This window comes from Streptomyces sp. 8N706 (genome assembly GCF_052245415.1).
In the GTDB taxonomy this organism is placed as follows: domain Bacteria; phylum Actinomycetota; class Actinomycetes; order Streptomycetales; family Streptomycetaceae; genus Streptomyces.
Genome location: NZ_JBQQBW010000040.1, coordinates 16,212 through 29,445, shown reverse-complemented (window position 1 = coordinate 29,445; position 13,234 = coordinate 16,212). Strand labels below are relative to the sequence as shown.

General features: G+C 69.8%; 12 protein-coding genes. All 12 read left to right on the top strand.

Translation table 11 applies throughout. The annotated features are described in order from the left end of the window. Window positions 1-4: 4 nt before the first annotated feature. The 12 genes from ACTWQE_RS17320 (at window position 5) to ACTWQE_RS17265 (ending at window position 13,185) form a co-directional block, all read left to right on the top strand. Window positions 5-1,138 carry a C40 family peptidase gene (locus tag ACTWQE_RS17320; RefSeq protein WP_443329850.1) on the top strand — a complete coding sequence of 378 codons (1,134 nt, stop codon included), beginning with the start codon at window positions 5-7 and terminating at the stop codon, window positions 1,136-1,138. Continuing rightward, a complete protein-coding gene (locus ACTWQE_RS17315; protein ID WP_443329849.1) occupies window positions 1,135-1,734 on the top strand; it encodes a hypothetical protein in 600 nt (199 codons plus the stop codon). The genes ACTWQE_RS17320 and ACTWQE_RS17315 overlap by 4 nt, the downstream gene beginning before the upstream one ends. Further along, window positions 1,716-4,328, top strand: a complete 2,613-nt coding sequence (locus ACTWQE_RS17310; RefSeq protein ID WP_443329848.1) for an ATP/GTP-binding protein — start codon at window positions 1,716-1,718, stop codon at window positions 4,326-4,328. The genes ACTWQE_RS17315 and ACTWQE_RS17310 overlap by 19 nt, the downstream gene beginning before the upstream one ends. Beyond that, window positions 4,325-5,233: a replication-relaxation family protein gene (locus tag ACTWQE_RS17305; RefSeq protein WP_443329847.1), complete on the top strand. Its 909-nt coding sequence runs from the start codon at window positions 4,325-4,327 to the stop codon at window positions 5,231-5,233. Before ACTWQE_RS17310 ends, ACTWQE_RS17305 begins: the two co-directional genes overlap by 4 nt. Further along, window positions 5,230-6,660, top strand: a complete 1,431-nt coding sequence (locus ACTWQE_RS17300) for a hypothetical protein (RefSeq protein WP_443329846.1) — start codon at window positions 5,230-5,232, stop codon at window positions 6,658-6,660. Before ACTWQE_RS17305 ends, ACTWQE_RS17300 begins: the two co-directional genes overlap by 4 nt. Before the next feature lie 260 nt (window positions 6,661-6,920). Further along, window positions 6,921-7,445 carry a hypothetical protein gene (locus tag ACTWQE_RS17295; RefSeq protein WP_443329845.1) on the top strand — a complete coding sequence of 175 codons (525 nt, stop codon included), beginning with the start codon at window positions 6,921-6,923 and terminating at the stop codon, window positions 7,443-7,445. A 128-nt stretch (window positions 7,446-7,573) separates the two neighbouring features. Beyond that, window positions 7,574-8,305, top strand: a complete 732-nt coding sequence (locus tag ACTWQE_RS17290; protein ID WP_443329844.1) for an ATP/GTP-binding protein — start codon at window positions 7,574-7,576, stop codon at window positions 8,303-8,305. Window positions 8,306-8,336: 31 nt separating this feature from the next. Beyond that, window positions 8,337-9,032: an SAF domain-containing protein gene (locus ACTWQE_RS17285; RefSeq protein ID WP_443329843.1), complete on the top strand. Its 696-nt coding sequence runs from the start codon at window positions 8,337-8,339 to the stop codon at window positions 9,030-9,032. Further along, on the top strand, window positions 9,032-9,853 hold the full coding sequence (locus ACTWQE_RS17280) for a hypothetical protein (RefSeq protein ID WP_443329842.1): 822 nt from the start codon (window positions 9,032-9,034) through the stop codon (window positions 9,851-9,853). Before ACTWQE_RS17285 ends, ACTWQE_RS17280 begins: the two co-directional genes overlap by 1 nt. Further along, window positions 9,843-11,360, top strand: coding sequence for a CpaF family protein (locus ACTWQE_RS17275; protein ID WP_443329841.1), 1,518 nt, complete (start codon window positions 9,843-9,845; stop codon window positions 11,358-11,360). The genes ACTWQE_RS17280 and ACTWQE_RS17275 overlap by 11 nt, the downstream gene beginning before the upstream one ends. Further along, window positions 11,357-12,301 (top strand): type II secretion system F family protein, encoded by a 945-nt coding sequence (locus tag ACTWQE_RS17270; RefSeq protein WP_443329840.1) that lies wholly within the window; start codon window positions 11,357-11,359, stop codon window positions 12,299-12,301. The genes ACTWQE_RS17275 and ACTWQE_RS17270 overlap by 4 nt, the downstream gene beginning before the upstream one ends. Next, complete coding sequence (locus ACTWQE_RS17265; RefSeq protein WP_443329839.1) at window positions 12,298-13,185, top strand: hypothetical protein; 888 nt, start codon at window positions 12,298-12,300, stop codon at window positions 13,183-13,185. Before ACTWQE_RS17270 ends, ACTWQE_RS17265 begins: the two co-directional genes overlap by 4 nt. Window positions 13,186-13,234 lie beyond the last annotated feature (49 nt).

The window sequence follows — 13,234 nt, the reverse complement described above, 5'->3', positions numbered from 1 at the left end:
CAGGGTGGCCAAGCTTGGATGTCTGGCTGCGGTGCTGCTGGTCGCCGCAGTGTGCTGCGCGGCGCCGCTGAGCGGGGCGGTCTCGGCCGTGGCCGGGCTTCAGGCGGCGCCGGAGGACGAGGCGGGGATGGAGCTGTCGGGCACGGCGGCCGACATCCCTGCGCGGATGCTCGCCGCGTACAAGAACGCGGCCCGCAAGATACGCGCCGAGCGCCCGAAGTGCCGCGGGATGAGCTGGCCGGTACTCGCAGGGATCGCGAAGATCGAATCCGGGCATGCGGTCGGACGCAGCATCAGCAAGCACGGGGCCATCCGGCCGCGGATCCTGGGCCCACAGCTCAACGGTTCCGGGGCCGACGGCAACACCACCGCTTTCCCTGATACCGACGGCGGCCGGTGGGACGGCGATACCCGCTTCGAGCGTGCGGTCGGCCCGTTCCAGTTCCTGCCCGCCACCTGGGAGGGCACCGGCCGCGATGCCAACAGGGACGGGGAAGGTGACCCGCACAACGCCGATGACGCGGCGCTCGGTGCGGCGGTCTACCTGTGCGGAGAGGGCCGCAACCTCGCCGACCGGGGGCAGCTGAAGAAAGCCATCTACGCCTACAACCATTCCGATGCCTACGTCACCGATGTCCTGTCCTGGATCGACCAGTACACCCAGTCCGCGCAGAGCCCCCTCTCCCTGAAAGGCACCAAGGGCAAGGTCCGCACCGTTTTGAAGGCGGCGCTTTCCCAGCGCGGCGTCCCCTACTCCTGGGGCGGCGGCACCGCCCACGGCCCCTCCAGGGGCATTTGCTGCTCGCCCAGCGGGAAGTCCGGGGCGCGTATCACCGGCTTTGACTGCTCGGGCCTGACCACGTACGCCTTCGCGGCAGCCGGTATCCGCCTTCCGCGCACCGCCGATGACCAGGCCGGGCGCGGCAAGCGCATTCCCGCCAGTGCCGGAAGGGATGCGCTGCTCCCCGGCGACCTTGTCTTCTACGGCTATCTGCCCGGCAACGACTACTCGATCTACCACGTCGGGATCTACCTCGGAAACGGACAGATGATCAACGCCCCCCGGCCTGGCACCACCGTGCGGATCGACCCCATCGGCGCCATGACCGGCTACGCGGGAGGAGCCCGCCTGCTATGACCACCAAGGCCTCTCCCCTCCTGCTGTTCGGCCTGGCTGCCGCACTCGCCGTCTCCGGCTACCTCCTCCTTCAGTCCGCACACTCAACCCCGCAGGACGCGGATGCTCACGCGCCGCGGCCGGTAGAGCAGCCCTCCCGCCACACAGCCACGAGTGCGGCGCCGGCCCCGGCGCGCCAACGAGCGGCCCGTCCACCGCAGGTCGAACTCCCGCCGCCGCCCGGCGAGGGCCCCGCCGGTGACCGGGTGATCCAGCACCTTCTTGACCGCTCCTGGCCACCGGATCTGAGCCGCGCGGACGAGGAAGAACTGCTCGTGCTGGGACGGGCTGTGCTGCGCGCGGATGCCACCGGTACCGGCCGCGGGCAATGGCCCACCTATTTCACCGGTAAGGCCGGCGGCCACACCTTCATCGGCTTCCGTATCCAGGCCGCCATCGCCCGCCGGGAGGGAAGCGAGAGGCGGGCGGTGGTGCACCTGGTGTGGGCCGGATCCGACCGCGGCGGGGACTTCCGCGACGGCCGCACCTCCACCCTCCATTTCACCCGAACCGACCCCGCACAGAAGGGAGCCCCCGCATGGACACCGGCACTCTGACCGGCCTCGCCTCAACCGGCGTCCTGGACATGGGCACCGACCTGGTCGCCTGGCTGTGGTCCCTTGCCACCTGGGTTCTCAACCACCTCCTCTGGCTCGGCCTGGCCGGCACTGCCGCAGGTCTGGTGGGGTCCGTCGTCATCAAGAGGCTGGCTGACGCTGCCTCGCAGCAGCGCATGGCCGTGGAACTGCAGCCAAGCCGCCGGTTCGACCCGGACCTTGAGCAGATCTTCCGGTACGGGGTCCAGCTGGCCCGGGCGTCTGGGGCCGGCCCGTGGTGGGTGCCCCGCCGGGCGAAGGCGGTCCGCATCCGGATGCGTGCAGGCGGCCTGGTGCCCTTGAGCTATCGGGTGGAGGGACCGGCCAGCGCGGCGAAGCTGCTGCAGACCACTCCCTACGCCCCGGCCGTGGAGTGCAACACGGTACGACCCGGGCGGGAGAAGAGACCCCGGCACGTGGTGCGGGCGGAGTTCACCCTGCGCGGCCGGCCCGAGGCGCTGCTCAGGGAGGTCCCTTTGCAGCCCGATCCGCTGCAGCCGCTGGTGGATGCGGTCGCCGACCTGCGCGCCGACCTCGGGGACACCGCCGAAATCTGCCTGGACATCCAGCGGGCACCGGGATGGCAACTGCGAGCCCAACGCTGGCGCGTGGTCGAGGATGCCCGGCAAAAGGAGCGGCGTGAAGCCCGCAGGTCCGCCCGCTGGGTGCGGCAGGACGCCGCCGGTGTGGAGGACTCCCTGGCCTACCAGGTGGCGCGGATGCTCTCCCCTGACGATGCCCGCCGCCGCCCCGGGCGTGGGCTGGTGATGCCGCCGGTGCCCCGCCGGGTGGACCCGGAGAAGGCGCTGGGCAAACTCACCGCCGAGGCCCACCTGGTCAAGGTCCAGTTGCTGGTCCGCTGCACCTCCGACATCCAGGGGCGGGCGCAGTCACGGCTGCGGCAAATTGAGGCCTCCCTCGATGTTTTCGACGGGCGGGCCCGCCTGGCCGTAAAGGGGTGGGCGTTCGGGCCGCTGCGGCTGGGGGCCGATCGGTGGCCGTGGCGACCTCGTTTCGATCACCGGTGGCAGACCGGGCAGGTGATGGGCCCGCGGTCCAACTGGATCCGGGTCGAGGAGCTGGCCGGTCTGCTCAAGCCGCCGACGACACACTGCCGTCTGCCGATCCTGGCCGGTGAGCTGCCCTCCTTCGTCGTGGGCGATCCGTCGGTGGTGCTGCAGGGCTGGCACCGCACCGCCGACGGCCATCCGCGACTGGTCGCCACACGGGAGCGGGAGACGCTGTTCGAGACAGCTGTGGGCAAGGCCGGCTGGGGCAAGACCGAGCGTGCCCTGTGCCAGGCCGTCGGGCTCGCACACGCCGGAGGAGGGCTGCTGTTCCTCGACCCGCACGGTGACTCCTGGCGCCGAGCGGCCCCCTACCTCGCGCACGATCCGATCATGGAGCGGATCGCGCGGATCGACCTCGCCGCGGGCAGCCCGAACGCCATGCTCGCGTGCTGGAACCCGCTGGGTATGGGCCACGGCCAGCCGGCCCACGACGTGGTCACCGCCTGCGTGGACGGCTTCGCTTCCGCCCTGGGCTGGAACGACATCTCCGCCCCGCGGGCCATCACCATCTTCACCAAGGCCGTCCAGGCGCTGGTGACCATCAACGCCGCCGCCTGCGCCCAGGGGCAGCCCCAGGCGCAGGCCACGGTCTTCCAGATTCGGACCCTGCTCTCCGACCCGGAATTCCGGACCGCGGTGGTGAACAAGGTTGCCGCTGCCGACGAAGAGCAGGCTGCCTGGTGGCAGACCACGTTCCCCACCGTCCCGGCCGACGGTCTGCCGGTGGTCCTCAACCCGCTGGACCGGCTGGCGGCCCACCCGGTGGCCCACGCCTTCCTCGGCAACCCGGTGGGGGCCTACAACCTCCGGGCGGCGATGGACCACCAGATGGTCGTGTGGGTCTGTCCCGCCGGCAACGGGCCCACCGACCGGCTGCTGACCGCGCTCATCGTGCGGGACCTTCTTCGCGCAGGCCTCTCCCGGCGGGATATCCCCGAATCCAGGCGGGTGCCCTTCCGTGCCTACCTCGATGAGCTGATCACTTTGGACGGTGCCGCCTCGAGCTCCATCGCCGAAATCCTCGAGCAACTGCGCAAGTACCAGGTGCGGCTACACGGCATGACGCAGCTGCTGCAACGCCTGAGCGAGGCGGTGCGCTCCTCGCTCCTGCAGAACTCCTCCACGCTGACCACGACCGCAGGCTCGGTCACGGCGATCCGCCACATCACCGGCGAATGGGGCGACCAGGTCGACCCGGTGGCCGTCAGCGAGCTCAAGCGCTTCCACCACTACGCGACCCTCACCGTCGACGGCAAGCGCATCGGTCCCCTGCCCCTGCGCGGCCCAGCCCTGGAGGAAGTCTTCGACGACCTCGCCGAGCCCGAGAAGGTCGGCGCCCTCAACCATGCCGCCAACCAGCGGGCCCAGGCCCGTCCTGTGGCGCAGCTGAATCAAGCAGCGCGCGACCAGCACAAGCACGTCCTGGCATACCTGACGGCTGATCGCCCGTCACTGCGAAAGACCAAGGGAGAACGGCTGTCATGACCTCCACTGCGACGAAGAGAGCCTTTCTCCCCACGGACGAGTCCCTGCAGCACCGGCTGCTGGCCGTCCTCGCCCAGCACCGCATGGCCACCGGCCCACAGTTGCGGACCATGCTTAATGTCCACCGGCCCAAGCTCTCCAGTGCACTGAATGATCTGCGGCGCAAGGACCTGACTGCTCACATCACGCTGCCCAGCTCCAATCGCATGCGGGCCTGGTACCTCACGCCTGACGGGGCACGCATCACCCGCGACTGGCCCGAACTGCGGGGCCGCCCGCCCTACCCGGTGACCTCGGCGACGGCCGCTTCGCTGCGCACCTCCCACACCCTGACCGTCGTGCGTACCCATTGCGCCTTCGCCGCCGATGCACGGGCGCGGGGGGATGATCACGGGCCGCTGGACTGGACACCGGAGGTAGCCCACCAGCTACCGGACTCCGAGCGGCTGATCGCTGATGCACTGATGCGTTACACAGTGAGCGCAGCTGGAGCGGACCGCTCCATGCTCCGGGCCTTCGTCGAGGTCGACCGGACCACGATGAGTGCCGAGCGGCTGGCGTCGAAGTTGATCGAGTACGCCCGATTCCACGACTACCTGCCGGCCCCGGCAGGCCGACGCATCGTGCAGGCTGCGCAGCAGTCCCTGCTGCCGACATGGCAGCGCTGGTACGCGGTCTTCCCCCGGGTGCTGTTCGTCCTCACCGGCGCCAGCCCCACGACGCTGTCGAACCGCATCACCGACCTGCAGGCCATGGCTGCCGAGCATCCGCTGGTCGCATCGCTGGTCCGTCAGGTTCCCCTCGGTGCGGCGGCGCTGGAGGACCTGGAGGAGCACGGGGCCGGCGCAGCGGTGTGGACGGCGCTGGACGGGAGTGGTGGACAACGGCCCTGGACGAAGCTGTGAGCGTCCTGGATGAGGAGGGCATCGAGGTGATCAGTTCCGATGCCCCGGCACCGTTCACGATGGTCCCCGAGTGGGTCATCTACAGCCCGCTCAAGCCCGCTCAGCGCATGTTCTACTGCGTGCTCGCGAGCTGCGTGAACCACGGCCGGTCGGACCGCACGGTGTGGCCGGCAGGTCCGGAACTGGCTGACGCCATGGGCCTGTCCAACCCCGACCAGCTCAAGTCCTACCGGCAGGCACTGCAGTCGATCGGTGCGGTGAGCATCCGGGAGGTGCGCTACGCCAAGGGCATGCGGCGGCGCTACGTCTATGACGTCCGCTTCCACCCGCCCGAGGGGTATCAGGGCCCCCGGTCGCGGCAGGAGTGGCTGGCTCGCCGAGCGGCTCAGCGCGCCGGTTCCGCATCCGCTAAGGACCGCGATCCCGCGGCCTTCGAGGCCTCCGGGGAGGGCAAATCCGCAGGCCGTCCCGGCCCCCCTGAAAATAGAGGGGCCGGACCCCCCAAAAATGGAGGGGCGGGCACCCCTAAAAATGGGGGCGCAAAACCAGACCAACCAAAACCAGACCAACTCAAACCACAGACGGCGCCTTCGGCGCGCAGCGCCGGTGAACGCCGCAGGCCCTCTACCGGTAGTAGAGGCACGGGGCTTTCTGGCGGCTGCGCCGCGCAGGACGGCGGCAGAGCGCCGCGGAATGCCAAGCCTGAGATTCTGGTCCGTGGGGCGGTAGCCGACGTGGTGACCGGATTTCCGGAGCCGCTGCGCGCAGCGATGCGCCGCAGCGCCGGCTCCGGTCTGCCGCGAACCCTCGTGCGGCAGATCGAGAAGGAGCTCCAGGAGGCCACGCCCCAGCGCCTGGTGGAGCGGGTCAACCGGCGGTGGGCCGCTCACAACTATGCCCAGCTGCACGCTGCCGGCAATTTGCGGCGTCCGGTGGGCGCTGCCGTGGCCATGCTGAGGAGCGGGCCATGCCCGGACCCAAGGTGCGAGGACGGACTCCTCGAGGACGGTTCTGCTTGCCGGGCGTGCATCGAGCGGGAGAAGGACCGCAAAGCCGGCCGTTCGCGGGCACGACACTTGCAAGAAGCGGAGGAACCTGCCCTGAGGGGTCGCAGAGGATGCCGGCTGTGCGGGGAGGGCCAGGCCCTCAGCCCTACCCCGTGCCGTGAGTGCGAGTTGGTCATGTCGGCGGCCCAGGAGCGAGTTGCCCGTGCCGCTGAGGAGGCCGCAGCCGTAAGCCCTGCCCATCTCGCGTGCGAAGCCCAGGCTCACATCCGCGAGGTGGCCGAACGCGCCAGCAGACGCGTACGGGCGGCCGGCGCCAACGCCCTGGGACAGGCCATCGCGGCGCGTCTGGCCGCCGAAACGGAAGCCGACGGCCTTCGAGCGTGGCGAGCAGACTCGGAAGAAATGAGGCTGCCAACGTGACTGAATGCATGCAGAGTTATGACTGTGCGGGGAGAGACCAGGGTGTGATCCTGACACAGAGTTGCGTAACGTGAGCGCTACGGAAGTCGGCTTCCTGCCATCTGCCTGCGGACTCAACCGTGGGACTTCCACCCGCAAACGCTGCCGCGGGCACCGCGGAAACTCGCCATCGGGGAGGCGGAATGACTGCAGGACCGCACGGAGGCCCGCGAAGGATCCGTGGGCTGTGCCGCTGCACAGCGCTGGCCCTGGGAGCAGGGATGCTCTTGTCTCTCGCGGCCTGCAGCGACGGCGGCGAGCCCGACAACAGAAAGCCTCCGAGCTCACCGGCCCCCTCCTCGGGCTCTCCGTCACCGAGTTCGGACCCGCAAGCGGCCGCCGAGGACCAGGCCCTCGCCGCGTACCGGCGCGTCTGGGAAGAGAAGGTGAAGGCCTACGCACAGGCCTCCTCCGAGGGCACGGAGCTGAAGAAGGTCACGACGCTCTATGCGCTGCGGGACATCGAAAGCGATCTCGCCTCCATGCGGAGTGCCAAGCAGGTGACCCGAGGGAAGCCGGTACTCAAGCCCGAGGTCACGGCGCTGGACTCGAAGAAGAAGATCCCCGAGGCAACGGTCACCGACTGCGTGGACGTCTCGAAATGGATCTTGGTGGACAAGGCATCGAAGGAGAAGATCTCCCTCCCACCGAAGCGGCTGACCAAGTACGTCAGCGTCGCCAACCTCGAGAAATGGGGGAACAAGTGGATGGTCACCAAGCTGACCGCACAGGCTCGCCGCTGCTGATACGGCGGCTTACCGCAGTTGCCGCTGTCCTCGCTTTTGCCACGATGCCGTCGGCCGCCTGGGCAGAGGACCCCAAGCCGGACGTCGACGCGGGGGAAGGTTGCGCACACGCACCCAAGGACTTCTGCGTGGGGGTAGGTGTTGAGGGGAACACCGGCGGAACCGACCAGCAGCCCGCAGATGCGGACGAGGGCAAGGCAAGCGGCGAGAGCAAGGTGAAGTGCAAGCAGACGAAGGTCGATCCTGAGCCTCCCGCCGGTCACGCGGTGTGGAAGGGCCAGGACCCGAAGAAGGCGGATCTGTACTTCAGCGCCTGCGCTGACGGCGGAGAAAACAACCCAGACGGATTCATAGTCGTACCCGACGGGGAGCCCGCGCCTGCCGTCGATCCCGCGGTGCTGGCCCAGCGGGCGGTCGACTCGATGACGCTGAACGGGCCGGAGATCGGCATCACGCCGAATCCCGGAAAGACGGGCGTGGTCGGCATGCCGGTGTGGATGTGGAACCAGCAGTCGCCGACGACCTCCGGGCCGAACACCGCGTCCGCGTCGGCGGGCGGCATCACGGTGAAGGCGACCGCGAAGGTCTCGAAGGTCGTGTGGTCGATGGGTGACGGCTCGAAGGTGACGTGCACCAAGCCAGGAACGCCCTACAAGGCCTCCTATGGGAAGCGGATGTCTCCCGACTGCGGTCACGTCTACGAGGAGACCTCCGGGTCCAGGCCGGAGGGCACGTTCACGGTCAAGGCGACTTCTACGTGGGAAATCAACTGGGCCGGCGGCGGTCAGAGCGGGCAGTTGACCGAGATCCGGGAGTCGGACGTGGAGATCGAGGTCGGTGAAGTGCAGGTGCTCGGCTGAAGGTGGCGGGCGCCGGGGAAAGGACGAAGCGTTGAGCAAGACCAAGGAGCGGACCACCGCAGGGCAAGACGCGGGCGTGCCGCAGCAGTTTCCCCTCGGAGGACCGGTGTCTCCACCGCGGGTCGCTGCCCGCCGCCGCAGGCCGGGTGTGATTGCTCTGTGCCTGACCCTGATCGCCGGGGGTGGCGCGGCCGGGGCGGTGCTCTTCCTGGAGAGCGGAGAGCGCACGCAAGTGGTCACCGTGGTGCGGCCGGTGCCGGTCGGGCAGAGGGTGAGCGAGCAGGACCTGGGCAAAGCGTCGGTCGCGCTCGATCCGGCGGTGAAGGCCGTGCAGGCCTCGGACATGGACAACGTGGTGGGCAAGCGGGCTGCGGTGGAGCTCACGCCCGGCTCGCTGCTGTCGACCTCCCAGGTCACCGACAAGTCCCTGATCGAGGCCGGGGAGTCGCTGGTGCCGGTGGGGCTCAAGCCGGAGCAGGTGCCGGCCACCACACTCAGCCCGGGACAGAAGGTGCAGATCGTGGCCGTGCCGGGGCCGGACGAAGAAGTCGAGCAGCAGCAGCCCTCCACGATCCCCGCACGGGTGGTGAAGGTCGGCAACCCCGCCCCCGGGACCGGCGTGGTGGTAGTCGATGTGGCCGCCTCGGGAACCGACGCCCCCACGCTTGCCGCCTGGGTGTCCACCGGCAACGTGCGCCTGCTCGTCGACGCCCAGGGTGGTTCCTGATGCCCGTGATCGCCCTGGCAGGCTGCTCCGGGGCCCCGGGGGTGACCACAACCGGCCTGGCCATGCTGCTGACCTGGCCCCTGCAGCCCGGACGCCGAGTGATTCTGGCGGAGTGCGACCCGGACGGTTCAGCGGTCCTCCACGGCATCCTGCAAGGCTCGCTGGCGGACAAATACGGGCTGAAGAACCTGTCGTTGGCGGCCCGCAAGGGTGAGCTGAGCGAGGCGTTCTGGCGTCAGCTGATCGATATGACCGATGACGGGCGCCGAGACCGGCTGGTGCTGCCCGGAATCACCGACCCCGCCCATGCGGCAGCTATGGCCCCGGCATGGGAGCAGCTGTCGCAGATGTTCGCCGGCATCGAGCGCAACACCCAGACACCGCACGATGTGATCATTGATCTGGGGCGGCGTGGCGCCTTCGGCCCCTCCGCAGTGCTGGCCCAGCGGGCGGACGCCGTGGCGGTGGTGGCGCGCTCCACGCTGCGGGGGTTGCAAGCGGCGCAGGTGCGGGTGGAGGCACTGGAGGAGAGCGTCGGGAACATCGGGCTGGTGCTGATCGGGGAAGGGCCGTATCAGCCTGCGGAGGTGGAGAAGGTGCTGCGCGTACCGGTCATCGCCCGGCTTCCGTTCAACAGGGAGCAGGCCATGGTGCTCTCCGACGGCGCCCAACAGCCGCGGAAGTTCTTGCAGTCGGAGCTGATGCGGGCTGCGCAGAAGGCGGCGACTCCGCTGCTGCAGCGTGCGGTGCTGCGGCAGGCACGGCTGGCTCCGCGCCGTGGCCACGGCCACGGCCGGGAGGAGGTGGCCGGTGCGCGGTAAGCCTTTGCACCCCGATCCCAGCGTCCGTCCGCTGCCCGGCATCAACGGCCATCAGCACGAGGTGCGAGGGCCGGTGCACCAGGCGGTGCCGCCTGCCCCCGCCGCGCGGCCGCAGGTCCTGGGCGCGGATGTGCCGCAGGTGGTGGTCGACCATCAGGTGGCCCGGCACATCAAGTCGGAGGTGAGCAAGCGACTGGCGGATGCCCGTAAGGCCGGTGCGTCGATGAGCCAGGCGAGCCAGGAGCAGCAGGCGAGGGGCTGGATCAACGAGGCCGTGGCGGTGTGGTCGGATGCGGCCGCCGCCGAGCGGGGGGTGAGCCCGTCGGCGGCGGAGGACGCAGCCCTGGCCAGAGCGGTGTTCGACATGCTCTTCCGCGCGGGCCGGCTCCAGCCGCACCTGGACAACCAGCGGGTGGAGAACATCTTCATCAACGGGTACGACGAGGTGTGGCTGGACTACGGCGGCGGGCGCCGTGAGCAGGTCGCCCCGATCGCGGATTCCGAGGAGGAGCTGCTGGAGATGCTGCGGGACCTGGCGCGCAATGCCGGGCAGAGCGAGCGGACCATCTCCACCGCCAGTCCCATGCTCGCGTTGCGGCTGCCGGACGGGTCCCGGTTGCAGGCCATCACCAGCGTCAGCCCGAAGACGTATGTGACGATCCGCCGCCACCGCGTGTGGGAGGTCGATCTGGCCGGGCTGGTGAAGCTGGGCACCATCGACACCACGCTGGCCGCGTTCCTCTCGGCGTGCGTCCGGGCCCAGAAGAACGTGATGATCGCCGGTGAACAGGCGGTGGGGAAGACCTCGCTGCTGCGCGCGCTGCTCAAGGAGTTCGACCCGGACGAGCGGTTCGCCACGGTGGAGACCGAGTTCGAGTTGTTCGCCCACAACAGCAGCCACCACCGGCAGGTCCTGGCGCTGGAGGGGCGGGAGTCCAACGGCGAGCGTGGCGTGGACGGCCGCGGGGCCGGTGAGATCACGCTGCTGGACCTGATGCACCCGGCGCTGCGGATGACGCTGTCGAGGATCGTGGTCGGCGAGGTCCGCGGCCCCGAGGTCGTGGCGATGATGCAGGCCCTGACCAGCGGCAAGGGCGGAAACCTGTGCACCCTCCACGCCCGCCGCCCGGATGTGATCTTCGACCGGATCGCGGAGTTGTATGCGCTGGCCGACGGGAACCTCTCCGAGCAGCTGGCTTACCGGCAGATCGCCAACGGCCTGGACTTCATCGTCTACGTCTCCATGATCGACGAGACGATGGCCGGGGGCAGTCGGCACCGGTTCGTCAGCCACGTGCTGGAGGTGACCGGGATGGGCGAGAACGGCCGCCCGGCCACAAATGAGATCTTCGCTCCTGCGCCGGAGCTGGGGGAGCCACGCGCGGTGCCCAGGATGCACCCGGGCTGCATCAACGACCTTCGCCGGGCGGGGTTTACCGCGCATCTGCTGGACGAGGCACACGGCGCGTGGGACGCGGCGTTGGCGCTGAAGGTGGGGATCGCATGACCTGGCTGCTGGCCATGGTGTGCGGCATGGCCGTCGTCGGCGGTCTGATCGGGCTGGTCTATGGGATCGTCGGCACCACCGAGCCGCCCCGACCTGGCCCGCTGGCCCGGTGGCGGGCGGCACGGATCGCGGATAAGGGCAGCGCTGATCAGCGGGCCCGGCGCAAGGCCCGCTGGGTCGCCTCCGCGCTGGTAGCCGCCGCATTGTGGCTGATCACTGGTGTGTTCGTGGCGGCTGCCCTGGCCGGTCTGGCCGTGGTCGGCGTGCCGTGGCTGCTCTCCCCCACCAAGTCGGCCGCCGTGCGCATCGGGCAGCTGGAAGCTTTGGGTGAGTGGACGCAGCGGCTCGCGGATGTGCTGCGGCTCGGGATGGGCCTGGAGCAAGCGATGATCACCAGCCGGAAGGGTGCGCCCACCGAGTTGGAGGAGCAGATCGGCAACCTCGCCGGCCGGCTGCAGGCCGGCTGGCGGCCCGAGGACGCGCTGCGGGAGTTCGGGGATGAGTTGGGCGATGTCACCGCCGACAAGGTCGTCGCCTCGCTGATCCTCTCCACCTCCGACCGCGGCCCGGGCCTGGCCCAGGCGCTGGAGGACCTGGCCGAGTCGGTGCGGGAGGAAGTCGCCATACGCCGCAGCATCGAAGCCGACCGGGCCAAGCCCCGCACCACCGTGCGGTGGATGACCATCATCACCCTCGGCGTGATCGGCGCCGGGTTCCTCGTCCCCGGCTACACCGCTCCCTATGGAACCCTGCTCGGCCAGCTGGTCCTGGCCCTGCTGTGCGCCGGATTCGTCGGCGTGCTGGCGTGGATGCGCAGCCTGGCCGACCACCGTCCCATCCCCCGCTTCCTCATCGACGATCCGCGCAGCCGGGTCCGTATGCCCGCCCCGCGAGTTCCGGCGGCCCCCACGGCCTCCGACACCCTCCAGGGGGTGCGATGAACAGCACCCCGGCCGTTCTGGCCGGCTGCGCGATCGGCGCGGGGGCCGCTCTGCTGATCCGCGAACTGCTGCGCCCCCAGCCAGCTCTCGCCGCGGCGCTGCGCCGCACCCCGCCCAGCACAGACCCGACAGCCGGAACAGGGCCGCTGACCAGGGATGAGGTGTGGGGCCGATGGCTGCTTAATCACCTCGGCCACCTGCCCGGGGTGCGCATCCCGGAGAAGAACCTGGCGCTGCTGGGGCACTCGCCCGGCCGGTTCCTCCTGACGAAGGTCGCCCTCGCCGGGCTCGGACTGCTGGTGCCGGCCGTGGTGTTCCTGCCGTGGATGCTGCTGGGCATCGGCGTGCCGTTCTACATCCCCGCCCTCGCCGGTCTCGCCCTCGCCGCCCTGCTGTGGATCATCCCCGACCTGTCGGTGCGCGACCAGGCCAAGCGCGCCCGGGAGGAGTTCGCCCACGCCATAGCCGCCTACCTGGACCTGGTCGCGCTCAAGCGGGCCGGGGACGCAGGTCCCACCGAGGCACTGGAGCGGGCAGCCGCAGTGGGTAAAGGCTGGCCCTTCCAGCGGCTGCAACAGGCCCTCCTTAAGGCCCGCCTGGAAAAGGTCGCACCGTGGCAGGCACTGGAGGACCTCACCGAAGAACTCGACCTGCCGGTCCTGGAAGACGTCGCCGACATCATGCGGCTCTCCGCGCACGACGGGGCCGCCGTCTACACCACGCTGCGCGCCCGCTCCAAGAGCCTGCGCACCGAACTGCTCGCTGGTCAGGCCTCGGAGGCCAACTCCGACAGCGAGAAGATGACCGCGCCCGGGGCGCTCCTCGCGGTGCTGGTCATGCTCATGATCGCTTTCCCGGCCGTCATCCGCATCCTCACCACCTGACCGACACAAACACCCAATCCCGGAGGGGAAAGGCGCCCAATGAACCGCA